The sequence below is a fragment of the Streptomyces sp. AK010 genome (assembly GCF_014207295.1).
In the GTDB taxonomy this organism is placed as follows: domain Bacteria; phylum Actinomycetota; class Actinomycetes; order Streptomycetales; family Streptomycetaceae; genus Streptomyces; species Streptomyces massasporeus.
Genome location: NZ_JACHCX010000001.1, coordinates 544961 through 571082, shown reverse-complemented (window position 1 = coordinate 571082; position 26122 = coordinate 544961). Strand labels below are relative to the sequence as shown.

The following is a 26122-nucleotide window of genomic DNA, read 5'->3' as shown; positions in this document are numbered from 1 at the left end:
GCCGTCATCACACGGGCGGAAGGGGCGCTCAGCGCTCCTTGAGGGCCTGCTCGATCGTCCGCATGACCTCGTCGAGCGGTGCGTCGGTGCGGGCGACGGTCACCAGCACCTCGCCCTGCGTGGAAGCCGTGGCCACGGCCGGCTGCGGCTCCGTCGAGCGGCCGGCCCCGATGCCCGAGCCGAAGGTCTTGCGCACGATCGCGAAGGCGTGGTCCAGCTGCGCCTCCACGTCCCCCTGGCCGCCCGCGCGCAGCCAGCGCCGCAGGACGTGGTTGTGGGCCGTGACGACCGCGGACGCGGCGACCTCCGCCAGCAGCGGGTCGTCGTTGGCGTCGTCGGCGTGCGCGCGCTCGTCGAAATGGCCGAGGAGATAGCGGGTGAAGAGGCGCTCGTAGCGTGCCACCGAGGCGATCTCCGCCTCGCGCAGGGTGGGCACCTCGCGCGTCAGCTTGTAGCGGGCGACGGAGATCTCCGGCCGGGCCGCGTACATCCGCATGACTTCCTTGATGCCGCGGCACACCGTGTCGAGCGGATGCTCGTGCGCCGGCGCGGCGTTGAGCACCGCCTCGGCGCGGATCAGGGTGTCGTCGTGGTCGGGGAAGATCGCCTCTTCCTTGGAGCGGAAGTGGCGGAAGAACGTGCGGCGGGCGACCCCGGCCTGGGCCGCGATCTCGTCGACGGTGGTCGCCTCGTACCCCTTGGTCGCGAACAGCTCCATCGCGGCGGCCGCCAGTTCCCGGCGCATCTTGAGCCGCTGGGCGGCGGCGCGAGAGCCGGCGGCACTCTCCGGCGCGTCGGCCGTGGCGGGTGTACGAGAGGACTTGGCGGGCTGGGGCATGCCCTGAACGTACTGCATGTGCGCAGCTCGCCGCGCGTGGCCCGGTTCTCCCCCGCCGCCAAAGGGCGGGCCGGGGGCGGCCCGGCCGGCCGGGTGGAACCGGTCCGGGCCGAGCAGGCCGCCCCACTCCGCGCCGGACCGGAACCAGTCGCCGGGACGCTCAGCGCTTGGCATATTCGCGGAAGCCACGGCCGGTCTTGCGGCCGAGGCAGCCCGCGGCCACCAGGTGCTCCAGCAGCGGCGCCGGAGCGAGCCCCGGGTCGCGGAACTCGCGGTGCAGGACCTTCTCGATGGCGAGCGAGACGTCCAGCCCGACGACGTCCAGCAGCTCGAACGGGCCCATCGGGTAACCGCCACCCAGCTTCATCGCGGCGTCGATGTCGTCGAGCGAGGCGTAGTGCTCCTCGACCATCTTGATCGCGTTGTTCAGGTACGGGAACAGCAGCGCGTTCACGATGAAACCGGCCCGGTCACCGCAGTCGACCGCGTGCTTCCTGATCCGGCCGCACACCTCGCGGACCGTCGCGTGGACGTCGTCGGCGGTCAGCACCGTACGGACGACCTCGACCAGCTTCATGGCCGGCGCCGGGTTGAAGAAGTGCATGCCGATCACGTCCTGCGGGCGCGAGGTGGCCCGGGCGCAGGCGACGACCGGCAGCGACGAGGTCGTGGTGGCCAGGATCGCGCCCGGCTTGCAGACCTTGTCCAGGGCCGCGAACAGCTGCCGCTTGACCTCCAGGTCCTCGGCGACCGCCTCCACGGCCAGGTCGACGCCGGCGAAGTCGTCGTAGGTGCCCGTGGCGGTGATGCGGTCCAGGGTCTCCGCGGCCGCCTCCGCGGTCATCCGGCCCTTGTCGACCGAGCGGGCCAGGGACTTGCCGATCCGGGCCTTCGCGTTCTGCGCCTTCTCCGCGCTGCGGGCGGCGACGACCACCTCGTACCCGCCCTTGGCGAACACCTCGGCGATACCGGAGGCCATGGTGCCCGAGCCCGCGACACCGACCGAGCGGATCTCCCGGCCGGGAACCAGGTCGCCGCCCTCCAGCGGGGTCAGCGCGTCCCGCACGACGACCGGGCTGCCCGGCGCCTCGTAGGTGTAGAAGCCGCGCCCCGCCTTGCGGCCGGTCAGACCCGCCTCGCTCAGCTGCTTGAGGATCGGCGCGGGGGCGTGCAGCCGGTCGCGGGAGGAGGTGTACATGGCCTCCAGGACCGTGCGCGCGGTGTCGACGCCGATCAGGTCGAGCAGCGCCAGCGGGCCCATGGGCAGTCCGCAGCCCAGTCGCATCGCGGCGTCGATGTCCTCGCGGGAGGCGTACTTCGCCTCGTACATCGCGGCGGCCTGATTGAGGTAGCCGAACAGCAGGCCGTCCGCGACGAAACCGGGCCGGTCGCCGACCGCGACGGGCTCCTTGCCCAGGTCGAGCGCGAGGTCGGTGACCGCGGTGACGGCCGCCGGCGCGGTCAGCACCGAGGAGACCACCTCGACCAGCTTCATGGCCGGCGCGGGGTTGAAGAAGTGCAGGCCCAGCACTCGCTCCGGACGGGAGGAGTCGGCGGCCAGCCGGGTCACGGACAGGGCGTTGGTTCCGGTCGCCAGGATCGTCTCCGGGCGCACGATCCCGTCCAGCTCCCGGAAGATCTGGTGCTTGATCTCGTACGACTCCGGGGCCACCTCGATGACCAGGTCCGCGTCGGCCGCGGTGCGCAGGTCGGCGGAGGTGCGGACACGGCCGAGGATCTCGGCGCGCTCCTGCTCGGTCAGCCGGCCGCGCTCGACGCCGCGGGCGGTGGAGGCCTCCAGGGCGGCGACGCACTTCGCGGCCTGGGTCTCGCTGATGTCGATGCCGACGACCGTGCGGCCGGCCTTGGCGAGGACCTCGGCGATGCCGGTGCCCATCGTGCCGAGGCCGACGACGGCGATGGTCTGCAGCGGGGATCGGGACGGGTCGGACAGGGGAGTGGCCATCGCGGGACTCCAGGATGAGGGTGACGACGGGGAACGCACTCCGGGTGCGCCGGAGTCGGTCCGGCAAGGGACCGGACCACGGGCGCACCGGGTGCGTGGTGAAGTGCGGGTGTTGGCCGGGCTGCGAAGCGCACACGCCCGGTGCCGCGCCCCGGGCGTGCACACGCCCGGAAGAAACGGCGGTTCCGACCGGCCCTGTCCCGGGGCCGAGCCGTACTGCGGTACCTGAGGCACCGAACCGACTGCTCCCGCGGCAGCCGCGTCACCAGACCGCCGCGAGGAACTGCGAGTGGGTAACTCGCTCGTCTGAGCTTAACCGGCGGGTAACGAGCGCGCCAGCCCCCGGGTTTGTGATGTACGTCCCGCGCAGCTCGACCCGCCCCTAACCTCTGAGTCATGGACGAAGAGTTGCGATCACTCACGGAGCGCTTACGGCAGGAGTCGGGGGCGCCGCCCGCGTTCGAGCGGCTCGTGGCGACCGACGACCTCGACGCCCTGGCGGCGGTGCTGACCGAACCCGGTCAGCACCTGTGGGCGAGGGAGCTGGCCGCGTTCCGGCTGGGGCTCGCGCGGGACCCGCGGGCCTTCGAGGCCCTGGTGCTGCTGCTCAACCACCGTGACCCCTCGCGCTGCGCCTCCGCCGCCCATGCCCTGGCCCGGCTGGGGGATTCGCGCACCGCCCGCGCGGCCGCCGCCCTCGCCACCAACGAACTGCGCGTCGCCTACGCCCTGCACCCGGTGCGGCTCCTTGTCGAACTGCGTGCCCCGGAAGCGGTGCCCGCGCTGATCACCACGCTCCAGCGGCGGCTGCGCCCGCACGACCCGTACCGCCGCGTGGCGCTGGCCTGCGTGGACGGACTCGGGGCGCTGGGCGACGCCCGGGCCAGACCCGTCCTGAACGAGGCGCTCGCGCATCCGACGCTGGCCGAGGCGGCGGTGCGGGCGCTGGGGCGGATCCCGAAGCAGAGGTGACGACAGCGCGGGAGGGGCCCGCCGTACCGGAACGTCAGCGGGGGGAGGGGCCCGCCGTACCGCGACGTCAGCGGGCGAGGGGCCTGGTGTACCGCACCTCGGGGACCGCGACCCCGTCCACCTCGAAGGGCTCCTCGGCGCCGTCCGCCCGGAAGCCGGCCCGTTCGTAGAAGAGGCGGGCCCGGTCGTTCTCCTTGAGCACCCACAGCAGGAGACGGCCGTGGCCCGCGGCGGAACAGCGTGCGACCGACTCCGCGAGCAGCGCCCGCCCCACGCCCCGCCCCACCTGATCCGGGTGCACGTAGATGGCGTACAACTCGGCGTCCTCGGTGCGGACTTCCCCGTCCCGGTACGGGCCGTGGCACGCCCAGCCGACGATCTCGCCACCGGTGTCCTCGGCGACCAGGTTCACCACACTGCCGTCGCCCTGCGCGAGGTGCGCACGACGCCACTCGGCGTCCTCCTCGACGCTGAGCCGGTCCAGGTAGGACTGCGGCATCAGGCCACGGTAGGCGCTGCGCCAGCCGCCGACACGGACCTCCGCGACGCCCTCGCAGTCGGCGGGCGTCATCTCCCGTATCCGCGGGCTCCTCATGGCGCGACCACCGCGAACGCCTCGACCTCGATCAGGCACTCGGGCCGGACCGGCGCGGCGACCTGCACCGCCGAAGCGGCGGGCAGCCGGTCGTCGGATATGTGTTCGCCGCGCGCCGCGCGGACGGCCGGCAAATGGACCATGTCCGTGACGAAGCAGGTGAGTTCGACGACGTCGTCGAAGGTCGCGCCGACGGCCACCGGACAGCGCCGGAGGTTCTCGAAGACCTGGCGCGCCTGCGCCGCCGGATCGCCCTCGCCGACCAGCCGCCCGCGCCCGTCGAATGCGAGCTGACCGGCGATCGCCACGAAACGGCCGGTGCAAAGGACGGTGGGGGTACCCCCTGCTCGAGCGAAGCCGAGAGCTTGGGGGAGGCTGTACTGGGCCGCGGCGGCGACGCCCTCGGGGGCGGGGGTTCTCGTCAGCTCACTCATGGGTTCATGGTGGACCACGGGACTGACACTCCCCGCCCCGGCGTCTGGTCAGCCGCTCAGTGCCGGAAGCCGAGCAGGCCGTGCAGCGCCGAGCCGTTCGACGGGGCCGACACCGCCTTCGCCGACCCCGTCCCCGCCGCCGCGGGCTTCGGATCGGGCAGCGCCTCGCACACCGCGTCCGCCTCGCCGTACCCGCGCGGCACGGTGCCGTCCGTCAGATACGCCGCCAGGTGTTCGTCCAGGCAGGCGTTGCCGCTCAGGGTGATGCCGTGGTTGCCGCCGCCCTGCTCGACCACCAGGCTGGAACGGGCCAGCAGGCGATGCACGGTGACACCGCCCGCGTACGGCGTGGCCGCGTCGTCGGTCGCCTGGAACAGCAGGACCGGCGGCAGCTTGCCGTTGGCCACGTTCACCGGGCGCAGCGAGTCCGTCGGCCAGAACGCGCACGGCGCGTTGTACCAGGCGTTGTTCCAGGTCATGAACGGCGCCTTCTCGTGCACCGCCCAGTTGTCCTCACGCCACCGCCGCCAGTCGCGCGGCCAGTCGGCGTCCCGGCACTGCACCGAGGTGTAGACGCTGTAGCCGTTGTCACCGGAGGAGTCGACCGCGCCGAAGTCCTCGTACGCCTCGACCAGCGGCTCGGGGTCCTTGTCGTGGACGTACGCCGCGAACGCCTCCGCGAGGATCGGCCAGTAGCCGTTGTAGTAGCCGCCCGGGATGAAGGTGTCCTCCAGCTCCGAGGCGCCCACCGTGCCGCCGGCCGGCTTCTTGGCGAGGGCCGCGCGCATCGCGTACCACGTGGCCTCGATCTTCTCCGGATCGGTGCCCAGCCCGTACGTGGTGTCGTACTCGGCGACCCAGGCCAGGAAGGCGCGGTGGCGGTCGTTGAAGGCCACGTCCTGGTTGAGGTTGGCCTCGTACCAGACGTCCGTCGGGTCGACGACGGAGTCCAGGACCAGGCGCCGCACCCGCTCGGGGAACAGCTTGGCGTAGACCGCGCCGAGGTAGGTGCCGTACGAGTAGCCGAAGTAGTTGATCTTCTTCGCGCCCAGCGCCTGCCGGATCGCGTCCATGTCGCGGACGGCGCCGACGGTGTCGATGTACGGCAGCAGGTGCGCGTACTTCCTGCCGCAGGCGGCGGCGAAGGATTCGGCGCGGGCGAGGTTGGCCTTCTCGATCGCGGGTGTCGTCGGCAGGGAGTTCGGGCGGACCGGGTCGAAGTGGCCCGGCCGGCAGTCCAGGGCGGGCTTGCTCGCTCCGACGCCGCGCGGGTCGAAGCCGATGACGTCGTAGCGGGCCGCGACCTTCGCGGGCAGCGAGCGCGCGACGAACCCGGCGAGCGTCAGGCCGCTGCCGCCGGGGCCGCCGGGGTTGACCAGCAGCGGGCCCTGGTAGGCCCGGGCGGTGTGCGGGACGCGGGACAGGGCGAGGGTGATCTTCTCCCCGTGCGGCCTGCGGTGGTCGAGCGGCACTTTCAGGGACGCGCACTGCAGCGTCGGGTACTTCTTGGTGGCGCAGCTCTTCCAGGTGAGCTTCGCGGTCTGCGTGGTGGTGGTCGCGGTGCTGGGTGCGCCGGCCTCGGCGGGAACGGCCGTGAAGGTCCCGGCCATGACGACGGCGGCACCGCACAGCGCGGCTGCCCGTTTTCTCACGGAGTCCTCCCAGGACGGCGGGATGCAGGACCGCGAGGGTCGCCGTCCTCGCCGCATCGTCCCGGAAACCGGTCCTGGAAGAACTCATTCGGTAAAGCTCATGACCCGATTGGATCTCAGATGCGCTCGAATGCCCGCCGTGGGGGCGCAGGTCTCGCATGCTCCTGGAGGAGCGCGAAGCCTTTTAGAGGAGCGAGAGTTGGGTCGGTCCCGTCACCGGCGGCTCCTCGGCCGCCTCGGCGGGCCGGATCCGCCGAGGCATCCCCGCGCGCGTGGGCCCGATGCCGTACTCCTCGGCCAGCTCGTGCACCTGACGGGTGATGTGCCGCTGGTACCACTTCGGGGCGTAGGAGCCCTCCGCGTACAACCGCTCGTAACGGGCCACCAGGTACGGGTGGTGCTGCTCCAGCCAGGCCATGAACCACTCGCGGGCGCCGGGCCGCAGATGCAGCACCAGCGGCGTCACGGACGTGGCGCCGGACGCCGCGATCGCCCGTACGGTGGCGCGGAGTTGGGCGGGCGTGTCGCTCAGGAACGGGATCACCGGCGCCATCAGCACCCCGCAGCCGATGCCGTGTTCGGCCAGGGTGCGCACGACCTCCAGGCGTCGCTCCGGCGCGGGCGTGCCGGGCTCGACGGTGCGCCAGAGCTCCTGCTCGGTGAAGCCGACCGACACGGAGATGCCGACGTCGGTCACCTGCGCCGCCTGTGTGATCAGGTCCAGGTCGCGCAGGATGAGCGTGCCCTTGGTCAGGATCGAGAAGGGGTTCGCGTGGTCGCGCAGCGCCGCGATGATGCCCGGCATCAGGCGGTAGCGGCCCTCGGCGCGCTGGTAGCAGTCGACGTTGGTGCCCATCGCGATGTGCTCGCCCTGCCAGCGGCGCGAGCCGAGCTGCCGGCGCAGCAGCTCCGGCGCGTTGGTCTTGACGACGATCTGGCTGTCGAAGCCGAGGCCCGTGTCGAGGTCCAGATAGCTGTGCGTCTTGCGCGCGAAGCAGTACACGCACGCGTGCGAGCAGCCCCGATAGGGATTGACCGTCCACTGGAACGACATCCGTGAGACCGCCGGCACCCGGTTGATGATCGAACGGGCCCGGACCTCGTGGAAGGTGATCCCGCGGAACTCCGGGGTGTCGAACGTGCGGGTCGTGACCGCGTCCGCGCCGAACAGCGCGGCATCGGCCCGGCTGTGTTCGGAGTCCGGTGTGAGGTTCTCCCAGCGCATGACGCCTCCTCGGTAGCACTGACCACAGAATAGAACACATGTTCCCTTGATTGTGCGAGGGTGTTTTCCGAACGTGTTCGACCGGGTTGCGCCACCCCGATTTGGGGGGCCGGGCAGCGGGGTGGTTGGCTTGCCCCGACCCCCGAGCAACCAGTCCTGGAGGAAAGCGATGGCGCAGGTCGAGGCCACTACGGAGCGGATCGTCGCGGCGGACGCGGAGACGGTGTTCGACGCCCTCGCCGACTACAGCGGCACGCGCGCGAAGCTGCTGCCCGAGCAGTTCAGCGAGTACGAGGTCCGGGAGGGCGGTGACGGCGAGGGCTCCCTCGTCCACTGGAAACTGCAGGCCACCAGCAAGCGCGTGCGCGACTGCCTCCTGGAGGTGAGCGAGCCCACCGACGGCGAGCTGGTCGAGAAGGACCGCAACTCCTCCATGGTCACCACCTGGCGGGTCACTTCGGCGGGCGAGGGCAAGTCCCGGGTCGTCGTCACCACCACCTGGACCGGCGCCGGCGGCATCGGCGGCTTCTTCGAGAAGACCTTCGCGCCCAAGGGCCTCGGCCGGATCTACGACGCGATGCTCGCCAAGCTCGCCGCCGAGGTCGAGAAGTAGCCCGCCCCAAGACTCAAAGTCTCAGGGGCTGTTGCTTCCCTCACCGGTTCGAGTGATCTCCGTACGGCTCGCTCCTGTGCCGTAACTCGTCGCGCTTGCTCGTAGTTGTCGCTTTTACGCGGGAATTGTGCGGCAGCGCGACGAGGGGAGCGATGAGTGGGCGGGATCACTCTGGCGCAGGACGAACCGGCGGTAGCGCCTCCCGACACCCCCGCACCCCCGCCGGATCCGGACACCGGACCGAGCCCGCGCCGGGTGCGACTGGTCTTCTTCGCTCTCATGCCGGCCCTTCTCCTGGCCGCCCTGGAGCAGATGATCGTCGCCACCGCGCTGCCGGAGATCGTCGGTGAACTGCACGGCCTGGACCGGATGTCCTGGGCGATCACCGCCTACCTGCTCACCGCCACCGTCGGACTGCCGATCTACGGCAAGCTCGGCGATCTGCTGGGCCGCAAGGGCGTCTTCCAGGTCGCGATCGCCGTCTTCGTCGCCGGCTCCGCGCTCGCGGGCCGGGCCCAGACCATGGACCAGTTGATCGCCTTCCGCGCCCTGCAGGGCGTCGGCGCCGGCGGCCTCATGATCGGCGTCCAGGCGATCATCGCGGACATCGTGCCGCCCCGGCAGCGCGGCCGCTACATGGGCCTGATCGGCGCCGCGTTCGGCCTCGCCTCCGTGGCCGGACCGCTGCTCGGCGGCTACTTCACGGACCATCTCTCCTGGCGCTGGTGCTTCTACGTCAACGTCCCCTTCGGCCTGGTCACCCTGGCCGTCGTGGCCGTCACGCTGAAACTCCCCAAGCCGGCCGCCCGGGCCCGGCCGGACGTCCTCGGCGCGCTGCTGCTGACCGCCGCCTCCACCTGCCTGGTCCTGCTGACCAGCTGGGGCGGCACCGAGTACGCCTGGGACTCGCGCACGATCCTCGGCCTCGCGGCCGGAGCGGCGGCGGCGACCGTCCTCTTCCTCGTCACCGAGCACTTCTCCGTCGAACCCCTCATCCCCCTCAGGCTGTTCAGGGACTCCGTCTTCAACGTCACCGGCCTGGTCGGCCTGGTGATCGGGGTGGGCCTGTTCGGCGCCGCCAGCTACCTGCCGACCTACCTGCAGATGGTCGACGGGGCCTCCGCCACCGAGTCGGGCCTGCTCATGCTGCCGATGATGGCGGGCATCGTCGGCGCCTCGATCATCACCGGCCAGCTCATCAGCCACACCGGCCGCTACAAGGCCTACCCGATCCTCGGCGGCGCCCTCTCCGCCACCGGCATGTGGCTGCTGTCGCGCCTGGAGGTCGGCACGCCCCGGCTGCACTACAGCATCTGGATGGCCGTCCTCGGCGCCGGCATCGGCATGGTGATGCCGGTGCTGATCCTCGCCGTGCAGAACTCCGTGCGCCCCGCCGACCTCGGCACCGCCACCAGCGCCAACAACTACTTCCGGCAGATCGGCGGCAGCGTCGGAGCCGCCGTCTTCGGCACCCTGTTCGCCGACCGGCTCGCCGACGCCCTCGCCGACAGGCTCCCCGCGCGGGCCGGGCTGCCGGACCCCGAGTCCCTCACCCCGCAGCTCGTGCACGCGCTGCCGCCGGCCCTGCGCGACGACTACATCCGGGCGTACGCCGACGCCATGCCGCGGATCTTCCTCTACCTGGTGCCGGTGCTCGTCCTCGGACTGGTCATCGCCCTCTTCCTCAAGGAGAAACCCCTGGTGTCCCACAACGCCTCCGTCACCGACCCGGGCACGGCGCCGGGGAGCGCCCCGGTCCCGCAGGCCCGCGCCGGGCACACCGCGGGCGTGCCCGTGTGCGGCTCGGTGCAGCACCCTGACGGGACCGCCGTGCCCCGCGCGGCCCTCACGCTCATCGACGTCACCGGCCAGCAGACCGGGCGCGGCGCGAGCGGCGAGGACGGGCGCTACGCGCTCGCCACCCCGGGCCCGGGCTCGTACGTGCTGATCGCCGCGGCAGGGGGCCACCAGCCGCAGGCGGTCACCGTGACCGTCGGCGAACGCCCCGTCGAGCTCGACATCGTCCTCGGCGGCGCCGGAAACCTGATCGGCACCGTGGTCACCGCCGACGGCACGCCCGTGCGGGACGCCACCGTCACGCTCACCAACGTGCACGGCGAGGTCGTCGCCACCACCCGCAGCGGCCGGGAGGGCGGCTACGTCATCACCGAGCTCGTCGCCGGCGAGTACACCCTCGCCGCCAGTGCGCCCGCCTTCCGCCCGGCCGCGCTCCCCGTCACCGTCCAGGCCGCCCGCGAGACCCGCCGGGACATCGAACTGGCCGGCGGAGCCGTGCTGCGCGGCACCGTCCGGGCGGGCGGCGGCAGACCCGTGGAGGACGCGCGCGTGACGCTGCTCGACGTGGCGGGCAACGTCGTCGACACCCTCACCACGGGCACCGACGGCACGTTCCGCTTCGTCGACTTGTCCTCCGGCGAGTACACCGTCATCGCCGCCGGCTACCCGCCCGTCGCCACCGTTCTCCAGGTCGCCGGAGGGGGCCGTACCGAGCGGGATCTCCAGCTCAGCCACGAGGACTGACCGGGCACCGGCCGCAGGCTGAACGAGCAGCGGCGCGCGGGGTCGTACGCCGGTGCGAACCCCGCGCGGGCAATTCCCGCATTGCCTCACATCGCCACCGGCGGGAGCCGTACGGTGGAGACACCGGCACAGATCTTGCGTCCGTGGGGAGAGAGGGCCTGGCCATGGACCATGGCACCGACAGGGCTGGGCAGGGCACGGTGACCGAACCCGCCGAGCTCGGCCGCGTCCCCCTGGCCGTCGTCGTGGTCGACCGCGACGGCCTCGTGTCCCACTGGAGCCGCGGCGCACGGCGCCTGTTCGGTGTCCCCAAGGACGAGGCGATCGGCCGCACCGCCCTCGACCTGCTCCCCGTCTCGGGCGCCCTGCCCGACGGACGGGACACCACCCCGTACGCCGCCGGTGACGGTCTCGGCCCCGACCTCGAATCCTCCCTCGACGGCGGGCTCTCCTACCCGGCCGCGGGCCGCGCCCGGCTCACCGCCTCCGGGGACGGCCGCGTCGACGTCCTGTGGTGGGCCTACCCGCTGGTGGGCCCCGGGCCCGAGCGGCTGCTCGTGCTGGCCGCCGACGCCGAGGGACTGCGGGCGGGCGACGGGGCGTTCGAGCGGATCGCGCCCGGCTTCGCGCTGCACACCGACTTCCCCGGGGCGGAGGACCTCGCTCGCCGGCTCCCCGAGATCCTGCCCAGCATGAGCGTCGGTGAGAGCGCCCGCATCGTCGCGCAGATCCTAGAACTCGGCTATCCCGTACTGGAGTTCAGCCAGAACGACCGGGTGCCCGTCACCCCCGACTGGGGCGTGGCCCGGCGTGCCGAACGCAAGGCACGCCGCGAACGGGCCGCGCGGGCCCTGGCCGCCGGCGAACCCCCGCCGGCGGATGTGCGGGACGAGGGCGAGGACCTCGAGTACGCCGCCGTCCGTGAGCGCCTGGAGTTCCTCAACGAGGTCAGCGGCCGCATCGGCACCTCCCTCGACCTGTCCCGGACGATCGTCGAGGTCAGCAGGGCCGTCGTGCCCCGCTTCAGCGATGTCGCCGGGACGTACCTGCGGGAACAGGTCGTCGCCGGCGAGGGGTTCGAGGACGGCGTGCCCGACACCACCACGATGTGGCACCGGGTCGCCCTGGAGCACACCGACGAACCGGGCCGCTGGGACGACGTCGTCCCCGTCGGCGAGGCCATGCCGTTCCCGGCGCACACGCCGTTCTTCCAGTGCATGACCAGCGGCGAACCCGTCCTCGTGCCGCGCATCAGCGAGGAGATGGGGCACGCCGTCGCCGCGCAGTTCGACAAGCGCGACATCCGGCCCCTCATCACCGGCCGCTCGATGCTGGTCGTGCCGCTGAAGGCCCGCAACGTCGTCCTCGGCTTCATGATCCTGCTGCGGCACCCGGAGCGGCCCGTCTTCAACGACATGGACCGCGTCACCGGCGCCGAACTCGCCGCCCGCGCGGGCCTCGTGCTGGACAACGCGCGCATGTACACCTTCCAGGAGAACGTCGCCGAGACGCTCCAGGACAGCATGCTCCCGCACATCCCGCCCCGCATGACCGGCTGCGACATCGCCACGCGCTATCTGCCGGGCACCCTGCTCGGGCGGGTCGGCGGCGACTGGTTCGACGCGGTGAAGCTGCACGGCGGGCGCACGGCCCTCGTCGTCGGCGACGTCATGGGCCACGGCCTGAACTCGGCCGCGATGATGGGCCAGTTGCGGACGGCCGTGCAGACCATGGCCGGGCTCGACCTGCCGCCCGCCCAGCTGCTGCGCAACCTCGACGACCTCGCCCAGCGCCTCGGAGACAGCTACCTCGCGACCTGCCTCTACGCCGTCTACGACCCGATCGCGAGCGAACTCCACCTCGCCAACGCCGGGCACATACCGCCCGTCCTGGTCCGCGCCCGTGACGGCCGCAGCGAACTGCTGGACCTGCCCACGGGCGCGCCCATCGGCGTCGGGGGAGTGCCCTTCGAGGCGATCCGGGTGCGCGTCGAGCCCGGCGACCGGCTGGTGATGTGCACCGACGGACTGGTCGAGGTGCGCGGCGAGGACATCGGCGTGGGCCTCGCGACGCTCTGCGAGTCGGCCGCGCACCCGGCCGCGTCCATGGACGACGCCTGCGACACCATCATCCGCGCCCTGGCCGTGACATTTTCGAAAGCGGGCCGTGGCGGCCGCAAGGACGACGTGGCGCTGCTGATGGCCCGCCTGGGCGGCATCGAGCCGGACGACGTGGCCGAATGGCGCCTCGCCCTCGACCCGTCCGAGGTGAGCCGGGCCCGCGCGGTGGTGCGCGGGCAACTGCACGACTGGGGCCTGGCGAAACTCGTCGCGCCCGCCGGGCTGATGGCCGGCGAACTCGTCACCAACGCCGTACGGCACTCGCACGCCCGGCCCGTCGCACTGCGCCTGGTCCGCGGTGACACCCTGCTGTGCGAGGTGGAGGACGACGACCACGAGCTGCCGACCCTGCTCAGCGCGGGCCCGCTCGACGAGGCGGGTCGCGGTCTGCGCGTCGTCAGCACGCTGTCCCGCGAGTGGGGGACCAGCCGGACCAAGAGCGGCAAGACGGTGTGGTTCGAGCTGACGCTGCCGCGCCGCTGAACACCCCCGGTTCGAAAGGGGCGTGAAGGTACGTGCCGCGTTCTTGTGGCCGGGGCCGGGGCGCGATACACCGTACTCGACCGCCGTAGGGCGGGATCCGTTCGCACGCTGGGGAGTGGGCCATGAGCGTGACGAGTCGGTACCGGGAGGCGTGGGAGGCGTTCTGGCGGGAGGCGTCCGCAGAACCGGGCGCGGTGTTCTGGGACGCGGAACCGGTCCTGACCGTGGGTCCGCATCTCGCCCTGTTCGAGCCGTACCTGGCCGATCCCGCACTGCCGATGGTGGACCTCGGCTGCGGCAACGGCACCCAGACGCGTTATCTCGCCGACCGTTTCCCGCGGGTCCTGGGCGTCGACCTGTCGGCCGCGGCCCTCGACCACGCCCGGCGCTCCGACCCGGCGGGGCGGGCCGCCTACCGTCAGCTGGACGCCGGGAAGGACGAGGCCCAGGCCCTGCACGCGGAGCTCGGCGACACCAACGTCTATGTGCGGGGCGTCCTGCACCAGTGCGAGCCGGACGACCGGCAGTCTTTTGTCGACGGGATCGCCACGCTGGTCGGCGACCGGGGCCGGGCCTGTCTGGTGGAGCTCTCGGGCGCCGCCAAACAGGTCCTGGCGGGTCTGGCGGGCGGCCCGGACGGTCCGCCGCCCAAGCTCGCGCCGGTCTTCCGGCACGGCCTCACTCCCGGCGAGGTCTCGGACGAGGCCGTGCCCGAGTACCTGCGCTCGGCCGGTCTCACCGTCCTGGCGAGCGGTCGACTGCCGCTGAGGACCACGGAGTACCGCCCGGACGGCACGCGCATCGAGCTGCCCTCCACCTGGCTGGTGGCGGGGCGCACGGCCTGAGGCGAGCGGCCGGGAGCCGCGGGGGCCGGGACGTGGTCTGGTGAGCGACGGATTTGTCGGTGTACGGTCACTCTGCCCCGTCCCGTGCACCTGCCTCGCCCTCGCGGAGGACAGCCATGCCGATGCCCTGGTCACGGATACTGATCGCGTCAGCGGTCTCGACGGTGCTGGTCGGCACGGCTGCCGTCACGACCGTCGCCGCACCGGAACCCCGCGCCGTACGGGACGGCGTGCACACCGCGGGCCGGGTCAAGGACGCCGGTGACGTGCTGCAGTACAGCTGGCCCGGCGTCTACTTCGAGGGCCGGATCCGGGGCACCGGCGTGGGCCTCGTGCTCGACGATCCGGCCGCCGACTACGACGTCCAGGTCGACGGGGCCACCGTCGCGACCCTCGTCACGCCGGGGAAGACCACCCACTGGGTCAGGGGTCTGCGCGACGGCGTGCACACCGTCCGGCTCGTCAAACGCAACGACACCCCGTGGAGCACCAGCTCCTTCGGCGGCTTCGTCGCCGCACCCGGCGGTGCCGTCCTGGCCCGCCCCGCCGCCCGCAGCCGCCAGATCGAGTTCATCGGCGACTCCCTCACGGCCGGCTACGGCAACCTCTCCACCTCCCGCGACTGCGACGGCGAGCAGTTGAGGCGCACCACGAACGCCGACGTGAGCTACGGCGCCCACACCGCCCGGCGGCTGCGCGCCGACTACCAGCTCAACGCGTATGCGGGGCAGGGCATGGTGCGCAACTACAACGGAGGCTCGCCGGAGGTGAACTACCGCACCTTCTACGACCGTGCGCTGCTGAACGTGCCCGGCGACGTCTGGCAGAACCCCGGCACCTGGCGGCCGCAGCTCGTGGTGGTCCACCTCGGCACGAACGACTTCTCCACCCCGCTCAACCCGGGCGAGCCCTGGACGGACGAGAGCCTCGCGGCCGCCTACCGCAGCGCCTACAGCGGCTTCCTCACGAAACTGCGGAAGCGCTACGGGGCGGCGACCACCCTCCTGGCCGTCGGCACGGGCCCGTTCGCCGGCCATGTCGAGCACGTCGTCCGGGAACGCACCGACGCGGGCGACCGGCAGGTACGCTACTGGTCCCTCGACACCACCGGCCTCGACCACACGGGCTGCCACTGGCACTACTCGGCCCGTGACCACCGCCTCCTCGCCGACCGCCTCACCGCGTTCCTCGCCGACCTGCCGATCCGTTGGTGACCACCTCGTAGCCCGTTCCGCCCGCAGCGCGTAACGTGACGAACCATGAAGATCTCCGCCCTGGACGGCTCGTCATGAGAATCCTCATCAGCGCCGACATGGAGGGCGCCACCGGCGTCACCTGGCCCGACGACGTGGTGCCGGGCGCCTCCCAGTGGGAGCGCTGCCGGTCGCTGTTCACCTCCGACGTCAACGCCGCCGTCCTCGGCTTCCACGACGGCGGCGCCGACGAGGTGATCATCAACGAGGCGCACTGGTCGATGCGCAACCTGCTGCTGGAGCAGCTCGACGACCGCGCCCAACTGCTCACCGGCCGGCACAAGACGCTGTCCATGGTGGAGGGCGTGCAGCACGGAGACGTCGACGGCATCGCGTTCGTCGGCTACCACGCGGGCGCCGGCATGGAGGGCGTCCTCGCGCACACCTATCTCGCCAACTCGATCACGGGCGTGTGGCTGAACGACGTGAGGGCGAGCGAGGGGCTGCTCAACGCGCATGTCGTCGCCGAGTACGGCGTGCCGGTCGTGCTGGTCACCGGGGACGACGTCGCCTGCGAGGACGCGCTCGGGTACGCGCCCGAGGCGCTGAAGGTCGCGGTGAAGGACCACGTGTCGCGCTACGCGGCCGTGTGCCGCACGCCCGGTCGCACCGCGGCCGACATCCGGGCGGCGGCCAAGGAGGCCGCCGCGCTGGCGGTGCGTCACGAACCCGTGCACGGCGGCCCGTTCACCGTGGCCGTCGAGTTCGACGCCGAGCACCTCGCGATGGCCGCCACCGTCGTCCCGGGTGTGGAACGGATCGGGGAGCGGAAGGTGGCGTACACGAGCGGGACCATGTACGAGGGCATCCGCGTCTTCAAGGCGGTCACCACGATCGTCTCGGCCGCGGTGGAGGAGCAGTATGGCTGAGCGGGTGGACGAGCAGGCGCTGGAGGAGGTCGTGACGTACACGTCCGACCTCATCCGCATCGACACCACCAACCGGGGCGGGGGCGACTGCCGGGAGCGGCCCGCCGCCGAGTACGCCGCCGCCCGGCTCGCCGACGCCGGGATCGAGCCGACCCTGCTGGAGCGCACCGAGGGGCGGACCAACGTCGTCGCCCGCATCGAGGGCACCGACCCCTCGGCCGGTGCCCTGCTGCTCCACGGGCATCTGGACGTCGTGCCCGCGGCGGCCGCCGACTGGAGCGTGCATCCGTTCTCCGGGGAGATCCGCGACGGGGTCGTCTGGGGGCGCGGCGCCGTCGACATGAAGAACATGGACGCGATGATCCTGGCCGTCGTGCGCGGCTGGGCACGGCGGGGCGTCCGGCCCCGCCGGGACATCGTCATCGCGTTCACCGCCGACGAGGAGGCCAGCGCCGAGGACGGCTCCGGGTTCCTCGCCGACCGGCACCCCGGCCTGTTCGAGGGCTGCACCGAAGGCATCAGCGAGTCGGGCGCCTTCACCTTCCACGACGGCGACGGGCGGCAGATCTACCCGATCGCGGCCGGGGAACGCGGCACCGCCTGGCTGAAGCTCACCGCCCGCGGACGCGCCGGGCACGGCTCCAAGGTCAACCGCGACAACGCCGTGACCCGTCTCGCCGGCGCGATCGCGCGGATCGGCGCGCACGAGTGGCCGCTCAGGCTGACCCCGACCGTGCGCGCCGCCCTGACCGAGCTCGCCGCGCTGTACGGCATCGAGAGCGACCTCACCGACGTGGACGCGCTGCTGGAGAAGCTCGGCCCGGCCGCGAAGCTCGTCGAGCCGACCCTGCGCAACAGCACCAACCCGACCATGCTGGACGCCGGTTACAAGATCAACGTCATTCCCGGCGAGGCCGTGGCGCACGTGGACGGCCGGTACATGCCCGGCGGCGAGGAGGAGTTCCGCAGCACCCTCGACCGGCTCACCGGGCCGGACGTGGACTGGGAGTTCCACCACCGCGAGGTCGCCCTTCAGTCGCCGGTGGACTCGGCGACCTTCGCGGGCATGCGGGCCGCCATCGAGGAGTTCGCGCCCGAGGGGCACGTGGTGCCGTTCTGCATGTCGGGCGGCACCGACGCCAAGCAGTTCTCCCGCCTCGGCATCACCGGCTACGGCTTCACCCCGCTGAAGCTGCCGGACGGCTATGACTACGCGGCCATGTTCCACGGGGTCGACGAACGGGTACCGGTCGAGGCGCTGCACTTCGGTGTCCGCGTACTCGACCGGTTCCTGCGGACGGCCTAGGAGAGTGGGGGAGACGGTGCGGACGCTGGCCTACGGGGCGTGGCCCTCGCCCATCGACGCGGCCCTGACCGCCGCGCACGACGGGCACCCGGAGTACGTGGGCTTCGTCGGCGACGAGGCGTGGTGGACCGAGCCGCGCCCCGCCGAGGGCGGCCGGCGCACCCTGGTGCGGCGGCACGCCGACGGCAGGGAGGAGTCGCTGCTGCCCGCGCCGTGGAACGTGCGCAGCCGGGTCATCGAGTACGGTGGGCACCCGTGGGCCGCCGTCGCCAGGGACACCGGTCCGCTGGTGGTGTTCGTGAACTTCGCCGACCAGCGGCTGTACCGCTGCGACCCGGGCGGTGAACCCCGACCGCTCACCCCCGTGTCCTCCGTCGGCGCGGGTCTGCGCTGGGCCGAGCCGCTGGCGTTGCCCGAGCGGGGCGAAGTGTGGTGCGTGCTGGAGGAGTTCACCGGTGACGGACCCACCGACGTGCGCCGTGTCCTGGCCGCCGTCCCGCTGGACGGATCCGCCGCCGAGGACCGGGACGCCGTACGCGAACTCACCGACGGGCGGCACCGGTTCGTGACCGGACCGAAGCTCTCACCCGACGGACGGCGGGCCGCCTGGCTCGCCTGGGACCACCCCCGCATGCCGTGGGACGGCACCGAACTGCTCCTCGCCGACCTCACCCCCGACGGCACCCTGCGCGACGCCCGGACCGTGGCCGGCGGGCCGGGCGAGGCCATCGCCCAGGCCGACTGGACCCACGACGGCCGCCTGCTGCACGCGAGCGACCGCACCGGCTGGTGGAACCTCTACCTGGACGGGGAACCGGTGTGCCCGCGCGAGGAGGAGTTCGGCGGGGCCCTGTGGAAGCTGGGTTCGAGATGGTTCACGCCGCTGCAGAGCGGTCTGATCGCCGTCGTGCACGGCCGGGGCGCCACCGCCCTCGGCGTACTCGACCCCGAGACGGGCGAGGTCGTCGACGCGGCCGGACCCTGGACCGAGTTCGCCCCCACCCTCGCCGCCCACGGCGAACGGGTCGTGGCCGTGGGCGCCAGCCCGCGCAGCGCCTACGAGGTCGTCGAGCTGGACGCCCGCACCGGCCGGGCCCGTGTGGTCGGCGCCGAGCACGACGACGCCGTCGATCCCGCGTACTACCCTGAGCCGCAGATCCGCACCTTCACCGGCCCCGACGGGCGCGACATCCACGCCCACGTCTACCCGCCGCACCACCCCGGCTGCGTCGCGCCCGGCGACGAGCTGCCGCCCTACGTCGTCTGGGCGCACGGCGGGCCCACCGGCCGCGCGCCGCTCGTGCTCGACCTGGAGATCGCCTACTTCACCTCGCGCGGCATCGGCGTCGCCGAAGTGAACTACGGCGGCTCCACGGGGTACGGCCGCCCCTACCGCGAGCGGCTGCGCGAGCAGTGGGGCGTGGTCGACGTCGAGGACTGCGCCGCCGTCGCCCTGGCCCTCGCCGACGAGGGCACCGCCGACCGGGGCCGGCTCGCCGTCCGGGGCGGCAGCGCGGGCGGCTGGACCGCCGCCGCCTCGCTCACCACCACCGACGTCTACGCCTGCGGCACCATCAAGTACCCGATCCTGGACCTGGCCGGCTGGGGCACGGGGGAGACCCACGACTTCGAGTCGCGGTACCTGGAGGGCCTGATCGGGCCGCTCGACGAGGTCCCCGCCCGGTACGCGGAGCGCTCGCCCGCCGCCCACGCCGACCGCCTCACCGTGCCGTTCCTGCTGCTCCAGGGCCTCGACGACGTGATCTGCCCGCCCGTCCAGTGCGAGCGGTTCCTGGCCCGGCTGGAGGGCCGGAAGGTGCCGCACGCGTATCTCGCCTTCGAGGGGGAGGGGCACGGTTTCCGCAGGGCGGAGACCATGGTGCGCGCCCTGGAGGCCGAACTCTCCCTCTACGCGCAGGTGTTCCGCCTGGACTCGCCCGGCACCCCCACTCTGGAGCTCAGCAAGTGAACCAGCTCGTCCGACCGCCCCGGCTCGCCCCCGGCGCCCGCGTCGCCGTCGTCGCGCCCAGCGGGCCGGTGCCCGAGGAGCGGCTCCAGGCCGGGCTCGACATCCTGCGCGGCTGGGACCTCGACCCCGTGGTGACACCGCATGTGCTGAGCGGACACCGGGCGTTGGACTACCTCGCAGGCACGGACGAGCAGCGTGCCGCCGACCTCCAGAACGCCTGGTGCGATCCGTCCGTCGCCGCCGTGCTGTGCGCCCGGGGCGGCTACGGGGCGCAGCGCATGGTCGACCTGCTCGACTGGGCGGCGATGCGGGCGGCGGGCCCGAAGGTGTTCGCCGGGTTCAGCGACGTCACCGTCCTGCACCAGGCCTTCGCCACCCGCCTGGGCCTGGTCACCCTGTACGGACCCGCGGCCGCCGGTGTCGACTTCCTCAAGAACGCCCGCGCCCAGGAGCACCTGCGGGCCACCCTCTTCGAGCCGGAGTCCGTGCGGACCGTCGCGGCCGTGCCCCCGGGCGGCACCGCGCTGGTCCCCGGCCGCGCCGGGGGCGTCACCCTGGGCGGCTGCCTCAGCCTGCTCGCGAGCGACCTCGGCACCCCGCACACCCATCCGGGGGCGGGGGGCGGGCTGTTGCTGGTGGAGGACATCGGCGAGAGCCCGTACCGCCTGGACCGATACCTCACCCAACTCCTGCGCACCGGCTGGCTCGACGGGGTCGCCGGGATCGTTCTCGGGTCCTGGGCGGGGTGCGGCCCGTACGAGGAGTTGCGTACGGTCCTCGCCGACCGGCTCGGCGGCCTGGGCGTCCCGGTCGTGGAGGAGTTCGGGTTCGGGCACGGTGAGGGCGCGCTGACCATGCCGCTCGGGGTCCGGGCCGAACTGGACGCCGAGGCAGGCACGTTGACGCTGGACGAACCGGCCCTGAGCTGAGCGGGCCGCTACTGAAACCCTGTCAAGAAACCTTCGTTTCGGTGATTGACGGCTCCTGACACGTGTCACACCATGACAACCGGCCGGTACCTACTGGTCGGTATCCGGGTTGCCCTCACCGTGGAGGTCCGTGTGTCCCGACGCGTGCCCAGAACCCGCGCACTCCTCGCTCTCGCTCTGGGCGCCGCCCTGGCCGTGCCCCTCACCCTCACCCCACCCGCGACCGCCGCCGACGCCTACACCGTCACGCCGCTGAAGTTCACCGTGCGGGCGGGTGGCCGCGCCTGCACCGTCGACGCCGATCTCTACCGTCCCGCCGGCGTGGACCGCGACCACCCGGCGCCCGCCGTGCTCGGCACGAACGGCTTCGGCGGCAGCAAGGCGGACGGCTCGACCGACACCATCGGCAAGGCCTTCGCCCAGCGCGGCTACGTCTCGCTCGTCTACTCCGGGCTCGGCTTCGGCCGCAGCGGCTGCCTCGTCTCCCTCGACGACCCGGACATCGACGGCGCCGCCGCCTCGCGACTGGTCGACTTCCTGGGAGGCACCCGCGCCGCCGACGACGGCACCACCGCCGACTTCGTCACCCGTGACGCACCGGGCGACCCGAGCGTCGGCATGATCGGCGGCTCCTACGGCGGCGCCGTCCAGCTCGCCACCGCCGCCGTCGACCACCGCCTCGACGCGCTCGTCCCGATGATCACCTGGAACGACCTGGCGTACTCGCTCGACCCCAACAACGCCGTCGGCAGCGGCGCTGTCCCGGGCGTCTTCAAATGGCAGTGGACGAACGGCTTCTATCTGATCGGCGAGGGCCAGCCGCTGCTGGAGCCGAGCCTCGACCCGTCCCGCATCAACTCCCTGGCGTGCCTGCACTTCGTCACCGAGGCCTGCCGGACCGTCCGCACCCTCAACTCCGGGAGCTACCCCGCCGACCGGACCGCCGAGCTGCTGGCCTACGCGCACCGCGTCTCCCCGGTGTCGTACCTCCACCGCGTTCGCACGCCCACCCTGCTGGTCCAGGGGCAGGCCGACACCCTGTTCAACCTCAACGAGGCCACGGCGACGTACCGGACGCTCAAGGCCCAGGGCACGCCCGTCAAGATGATCTGGCAGTCCTGGGGGCACAGCGGCGGCCTCACCGACCCGGCCACCGGTGAACTCGACCTGTCCCAGGGCAACCTGGAGACCAGCTACGTCGGCCGGCGCGTCCTCGCCTGGTTCGACCGCCATCTGCGCAAGCAGACCCACGTCGACACCGGGCCGGCCTTCGCCTACCGCCGCGACTGGATCACCGACCCCGGCCGCACCTACGCCACCGCGAGCCGCCTCCCCGCCATCGGCCGCACCCTGTACCTCTCCGGCGACGGGAAACTCGTCGACCGCCGGGGCGACGTGGCCCGCGGCAGCCGCGGCTACACCAACTGGCTGATCCCCACGAGCCATTCGGAGAGCTCGCTCTCCGGCCTCATCGGCCTGCCGGACACACCGCCGCGCGACACCGAGGGTACCCACCTCGACTGGACGAGCGCGCCGCTCGAGCAGCCACTCGATGTCGTCGGCGCACCCCGGGCCACGCTCAAGGTCGTCTCCCCGAAAGCCGAGCGCACCCAGAACTTTGCCGACGCGGCCGACAAGCTCGTCCTGTTCGCCAAGCTCTACGACGTCGCCCCCGACGGCACCCGCACCCTGGTGCGCCGCCTGGTCGCGCCGGTGCGCGTCCCGGACGTCACCAAGAGCTTCACCGTCACCCTGCCCGGCATCGTGCACCGGTACGAGACCGGGCACCGGCTGCGGTTCGTGATCGCCGCGAGCGACGACGCGTACTTCGGCAACCGGGGGATCAAGCCGGTGACCGTGGTCAGCGAGCCGGGCGACACCGGAGTGCTCCGGCTGCCGGTCGCCGGCTCCTGACGCCCCGACTGGGGACACACCGGCAGTGCGGTTACTGTGGCGGGGTGCCGCACCATGCATCCCGCCACCTCGCCGAAGGCCCCCGGGTGGGGATACGCCACTTCACCTACGAGGACGGTGCCGAGTTCACCGCCCGCGCCCGGGAGAGCAAGGACCTGCACCAGCCGTGGCTCTTCCCGCCCACCACGGCGCAGGCCTACACCGCCTACGCGGGCCGGCTGATCGAGGACCCGTCCAAGGCCGGCTTCCTGGTCTGCGAGAAGAGCGACGGGGCCATCGGCGGGTTCATCAACATCAACAACATCGTCGAGGGCGGCTTCCAGTCCGGCGCCCTGGGATACGGGGCCTTCGCGCACGCCGCCGGGCGGGGGCTGATGCGCGAAGGGCTGGAACTCGTCGTGGGATACGCGTTGGGCCCGATGCGGCTGCACCGGCTGGAGATCAACGTCCAGCCGGGGAACGCCGCGTCGGTCGCCCTGGCCCGCGCCTGCGGGTTCCGCCTGGAGGGCTTCTCGCCGAAGATGCTCTTCGTCGACGGGGCCTGGCGCGACCACGAACGCTGGGCGATCACCACCGAGATGATCACCCCGCCGGGCCGGCACTGAGCCCCGGGGGCGACACCTACGCCTGGCGGTCCACGTACTCGTAGATCGAGCCGTCCGGATGCAGGGCGATCAGGTTGCGGCCCGCCGGTGAGGCGATCGGGCCCGCCACGATGTGGGCCCCCAGTTCGGTCAGCACCTTGTGGGTCTCCTCGATGTCCGTCACGGCGATCGTCGCGGCGACCTTGCGCAGCACCTCGAGTTCGGCCGGGGGACCGCTCATCAGCAGGAAGCAGCCGATCGCCGCCACCTGGACACCTCCCCGCTCGAAGCGCTGGGCTCTGCCGCCCGCCAGCCGCTCGTAGAAGGGGATCGCGGTCTCGAGGTCGTCGACGCAGACGCGCAGTGTGGCACCCAGAATCTCCATGCCACCGAGCCTAGTTACGCGCAGGGGGGTGAGGGTACCCGGCCGGGCATGAAGCCGTTGGATCACCTGGAGCATCTGGACAAGCATCTCGTCGACGAGCTGGCACAGGTGGCGCGCGAGACCGTGCGGGACGAACTGCGTGAGCAGACGCGCAAGCAGCGCCGCAAGGCCGCACTGTACGCCGCGTCCGGCGCGCTCGCCCTGTACGCGGGCGCGGCCCTCGCGCTCGCCGTGGGACTGGCTCTCGCCCTCGGCCTGCCCGACTGGGCGGCCGCGCTGATCACCGCCGTGATCCTGGGAGCCCTGGCCTATGTGCTGCGCGGCATGGCCCGGCCGTCCCGGCCGGGGGCGGACAGCGCGGCCGGCATGGCACCCGGCGGGGACAGCGCCCGCCAGACCGCGGCCGGGGCCGTCGGCACCATGCCCTATCCGCCCGTGCCGCCGGCCCCGTCGGTCCCGCCGGCCGAATCGGCCGCCCCCGGCCCCGTGCCCCCGCGGCCGACGGACGCCCCGGACGTACCCCACCGCGGGGCGTGATGCCGGGGGCCCACGGCAGGAACCCCGCGCAAGCGCGGCCGTGTGGTCGTGGTGACCGGTGCCGGCGGCGGGGTCGGACGGGCCACCGTCCGGGCCTTCGCCACCCGTGGCGACAGGGGCGCCCTGCTCGCCCGCGGGCGTGAGGGGCTCGCCGCGGCGGCGGACGAGGTGGAGCGCGCCGGGGCGAGGCGCTCGTCGTCCCCGTGGACGCCTCCGACGCCAAGGCCGTCGACGCCGCCGCCCAGCAGGTCGTCGACGCGTACGGCCACATCGACGTCTGGGTCAACAACGCCTTCACCGGAGTGTTCGCGCCGTTCACGGAGGTCGAACCGGACGAGTTCCGGCGCGTGACCGAAGTGACGTACCTGGGCTATGTGTTCGGCACCCGAGCCGCCCGCGGCACATGATGCCGCGCGACCGCGGCACGATCGTGCAGGTCGGATCCGCGCTCGCCTACCGGGGCGTTCCGCCGCAGTCGGCGTACTGCGGGGCCGAGCACGCGATCCAGGGGTTCAACGAGTCCACGCGTCGGCGGCGACGTCGTCGGGAGTGTCGTCGGCGACGTCGAGGAACCGGAGCAGCACGGCCGCCTCCGCCCGGAGCCGTTCGGCCCGGGCGGCATGTGCCGGCACGGTCAACTGCGCGGCCGCCTCCAGTCGTTCGGACGCCTCGGCACGCACGATGCCCACCACGTCATGCTCACCGAGCTCGCGCCGGGCCGCCTCGGTGGCACCGGCACCGACCGGGGAGGCTTCCAGGGCGCCGGCGCGGGGGACTGCCTCGGCGGGTACCGCCTCGGCGTTGTCCAGCGCTGCCAGGGTGCCGCGCAGGGCACTCACCGCGGCCTTGTCCCGGGCCCGCATCGCATCCGGCAGGGCATCACGCATTCGACGGCGTACAGACATGCGGGCGACTCTAGGCGACCCCGTACCCCTCCACCTCTTGATTTCGGCGCGCACGCCTTCGTCAGAGGGCCTACTGGTTCGTCAGAGGGCCTACTGCAGCTGCGGCAGCACCTTCGTGCGGTAGAAGTCGAAGAAGCCGCGCAGGTCCGGACCGATCTGGTTCACGTAGACCCGGTCGAAACCCGCGTCGGCGAACTGCTTCAGCTCCGCCACGTGCTCGTCCAGGTCGTCGCCGCACACCCGGTTCCCACGCACCATGTCCTCGGTGACGAGCTGCTGCGCCTGCTCGAAGTGCTTGGGGGAGGGCAGCACCTGGCCGAGCTCGCCCGGCAGCTGCTCGTTGGCCCAGAGCCGGTGGACGGTCCGTACGGCCCCGTCCTTGTCGGTGCCGTAGCAGACCTTGGTGCCGCCGCTGACGAGCTTCCCGCCGCCCCCGCCCTTGCGGTACTGCTCCACCATCGCCTCGTCCGGCGTCACGGTGATGTAGCCGTCGCCGACCCGGGAGGCGAGCTGCGTCGCGGCGGGACCGAAGCCGGAGATGTCGATCGGGATGGGCTCGTCCGGGACGGTGTACAGCCGGGCGTTGTCGACCGTGTAGTGCGGCCCGTGGTGGTTCACCTCCTCGCCGGTGAACAGCCGGCGCATCACCTGCACGGCCTCCTCCAGCATGTCCAGCCGGATGTGGGCGGGCGGCCAGTGGTCGCCCAGGATGTGCTCGTTGAGCGCCTCGCCGGAGCCGACGCCGAGCCGGAAGCGGTTGCCGGTCATCACCGCACTGGTCGCCGCGGCCTGAGCCACCACCGCCGGGTGCATGCGCACGGTGGGGCAGGTGACCGCCGTCTCGATCGGCAGGGACACCGCCTCGGACAGCGCGCCGATCACCGACCACACGAACGGGCTCTGACCCTGCTCGTCGTTCCACGGGTGGTAGTGGTCCGAGATCCACAGCGCCTGGAAACCGGCCTGCTCGGCCATCCGCGCCTGCTCGATCAGCTCGGCGGGTCCGTACTGCTCGCACGAGAGGAAGTATCCGTATTCGGGCATGGGGGAGTGCCTCCGCGACGTCGGCGGTCCGTGTCCCGCGCCGGGTACCCGGGCGCGCGGCCGGAAACCGGCGGCGGGCGGGCGAGCGGGCCCGGCCGACGTTTGGGTGCCCTGGCCAGGGGGACGCGGAAGGCTCCCGAGCC

At 72.6% G+C, this 26122-nt stretch carries 22 protein-coding genes and 1 pseudogene; 14 read left to right on the top strand and 9 right to left on the bottom strand.

The annotated features are described in order from the left end of the window. Positions 1–28: 28 nt before the first annotated feature. Positions 29–856: a TetR family transcriptional regulator gene (locus HDC93_RS02625; RefSeq protein ID WP_185006715.1), complete on the bottom strand. Its 828-nt coding sequence runs from the start codon at positions 854–856 to the stop codon at positions 29–31. A gap of 142 nt (positions 857–998) precedes the next feature. Further along, positions 999–2804: a 3-hydroxyacyl-CoA dehydrogenase family protein gene (locus HDC93_RS02620; protein ID WP_185006713.1), complete on the bottom strand. Its 1806-nt coding sequence runs from the start codon at positions 2802–2804 to the stop codon at positions 999–1001. Positions 2805–3200: 396 nt separating this feature from the next. Here HDC93_RS02620 and HDC93_RS02615 point away from each other — a divergent pair, with 396 nt between their 5' ends. After that, a complete protein-coding gene (locus tag HDC93_RS02615; protein WP_185006711.1) occupies positions 3201–3776 on the top strand; it encodes an adenylosuccinate lyase in 576 nt (191 codons plus the stop codon). 67 nt (positions 3777–3843) lie between these two features. Here the strand turns inward: HDC93_RS02615 and HDC93_RS02610 are convergent, their stop codons facing one another. From HDC93_RS02610 to HDC93_RS02595, 4 genes are all read right to left on the bottom strand, one after another. Beyond that, complete coding sequence (locus tag HDC93_RS02610; RefSeq protein ID WP_260419353.1) at positions 3844–4347, bottom strand: GNAT family N-acetyltransferase; 504 nt, start codon at positions 4345–4347, stop codon at positions 3844–3846. Between the two features lie 20 nt (positions 4348–4367). Next, the gene (locus tag HDC93_RS02605) at positions 4368–4805 is read right to left on the bottom strand and encodes a RidA family protein (protein WP_185006706.1); all 438 of its coding nucleotides are present in this window, start codon (positions 4803–4805) and stop codon (positions 4368–4370) included. A gap of 56 nt (positions 4806–4861) precedes the next feature. Continuing rightward, positions 4862–6457 carry an alpha/beta hydrolase gene (locus tag HDC93_RS02600; RefSeq protein ID WP_185006704.1) on the bottom strand — a complete coding sequence of 532 codons (1596 nt, stop codon included), beginning with the start codon at positions 6455–6457 and terminating at the stop codon, positions 4862–4864. Between the two features lie 184 nt (positions 6458–6641). Continuing rightward, a complete protein-coding gene (locus tag HDC93_RS02595; RefSeq protein WP_185006702.1) occupies positions 6642–7682 on the bottom strand; it encodes an Rv2578c family radical SAM protein in 1041 nt (346 codons plus the stop codon). Between the two features lie 169 nt (positions 7683–7851). Here HDC93_RS02595 and HDC93_RS02590 point away from each other — a divergent pair, with 169 nt between their 5' ends. From HDC93_RS02590 to HDC93_RS02540, 11 genes are all read left to right on the top strand, one after another. After that, positions 7852–8295 (top strand): SRPBCC family protein, encoded by a 444-nt coding sequence (locus tag HDC93_RS02590; RefSeq protein WP_185006700.1) that lies wholly within the window; start codon positions 7852–7854, stop codon positions 8293–8295. 156 nt (positions 8296–8451) lie between these two features. Next, complete coding sequence (locus HDC93_RS02585) at positions 8452–10836, top strand: MFS transporter (protein ID WP_185006698.1); 2385 nt, start codon at positions 8452–8454, stop codon at positions 10834–10836. Between the two features lie 164 nt (positions 10837–11000). After that, a complete protein-coding gene (locus HDC93_RS02580) occupies positions 11001–13439 on the top strand; it encodes a SpoIIE family protein phosphatase (protein ID WP_185006696.1) in 2439 nt (812 codons plus the stop codon). A gap of 122 nt (positions 13440–13561) precedes the next feature. Continuing rightward, on the top strand, positions 13562–14284 hold the full coding sequence (locus HDC93_RS02575; RefSeq protein ID WP_185006694.1) for a class I SAM-dependent methyltransferase: 723 nt from the start codon (positions 13562–13564) through the stop codon (positions 14282–14284). Positions 14285–14400: 116 nt separating this feature from the next. After that, on the top strand, positions 14401–15498 hold the full coding sequence (locus HDC93_RS02570) for an SGNH/GDSL hydrolase family protein (RefSeq protein ID WP_185006692.1): 1098 nt from the start codon (positions 14401–14403) through the stop codon (positions 15496–15498). 74 nt (positions 15499–15572) lie between these two features. Next, the gene (locus tag HDC93_RS02565) at positions 15573–16406 is read left to right on the top strand and encodes a M55 family metallopeptidase (RefSeq protein WP_185006690.1); all 834 of its coding nucleotides are present in this window, start codon (positions 15573–15575) and stop codon (positions 16404–16406) included. Then, a complete protein-coding gene (locus HDC93_RS02560) occupies positions 16399–17712 on the top strand; it encodes a M20/M25/M40 family metallo-hydrolase (protein WP_185006688.1) in 1314 nt (437 codons plus the stop codon). The genes HDC93_RS02565 and HDC93_RS02560 overlap by 8 nt, the downstream gene beginning before the upstream one ends. Positions 17713–17716: 4 nt before the next feature. Then, positions 17717–19681, top strand: a complete 1965-nt coding sequence (locus tag HDC93_RS02555; RefSeq protein ID WP_185006686.1) for a prolyl oligopeptidase family serine peptidase — start codon at positions 17717–17719, stop codon at positions 19679–19681. Beyond that, entirely contained in the window at positions 19678–20610 is a 933-nt protein-coding gene (locus tag HDC93_RS02550) for an LD-carboxypeptidase (RefSeq protein ID WP_185006684.1), read from the top strand. Before HDC93_RS02555 ends, HDC93_RS02550 begins: the two co-directional genes overlap by 4 nt. Before the next feature lie 72 nt (positions 20611–20682). Beyond that, on the top strand, positions 20683–22524 hold the full coding sequence (locus HDC93_RS02545; RefSeq protein WP_185006682.1) for a CocE/NonD family hydrolase: 1842 nt from the start codon (positions 20683–20685) through the stop codon (positions 22522–22524). 44 nt (positions 22525–22568) lie between these two features. Beyond that, entirely contained in the window at positions 22569–23129 is a 561-nt protein-coding gene (locus tag HDC93_RS02540; protein WP_185006680.1) for a GNAT family N-acetyltransferase, read from the top strand. A gap of 16 nt (positions 23130–23145) precedes the next feature. On the opposite strand, the gene HDC93_RS02535 is transcribed toward HDC93_RS02540, so the two are convergent. Continuing rightward, positions 23146–23493, bottom strand: a complete 348-nt coding sequence (locus HDC93_RS02535; RefSeq protein WP_185006678.1) for a VOC family protein — start codon at positions 23491–23493, stop codon at positions 23146–23148. A 48-nt stretch (positions 23494–23541) separates the two neighbouring features. Between HDC93_RS02535 and HDC93_RS02530 the strand changes: the two genes are divergently transcribed. Further along, on the top strand, positions 23542–24030 hold the full coding sequence (locus HDC93_RS02530) for a phage holin family protein (RefSeq protein WP_185006676.1): 489 nt from the start codon (positions 23542–23544) through the stop codon (positions 24028–24030). A gap of 48 nt (positions 24031–24078) precedes the next feature. After that, positions 24079–24560 (top strand): annotated as a pseudogene (locus HDC93_RS02525) (SDR family NAD(P)-dependent oxidoreductase); the annotation flags it as partial. Here the strand turns inward: HDC93_RS02525 and HDC93_RS02520 are convergent. Together HDC93_RS02520 and HDC93_RS02515 are read right to left on the bottom strand one after the other, a co-directional pair. Then, a complete protein-coding gene (locus HDC93_RS02520) occupies positions 24543–24893 on the bottom strand; it encodes a hypothetical protein (RefSeq protein WP_185006955.1) in 351 nt (116 codons plus the stop codon). The pseudogene HDC93_RS02525 and the gene HDC93_RS02520 sit on opposite strands and share 18 nt — an antisense overlap. Before the next feature lie 132 nt (positions 24894–25025). Continuing rightward, complete coding sequence (locus HDC93_RS02515) at positions 25026–25979, bottom strand: LLM class F420-dependent oxidoreductase (RefSeq protein ID WP_185006674.1); 954 nt, start codon at positions 25977–25979, stop codon at positions 25026–25028. Positions 25980–26122 lie beyond the last annotated feature (143 nt).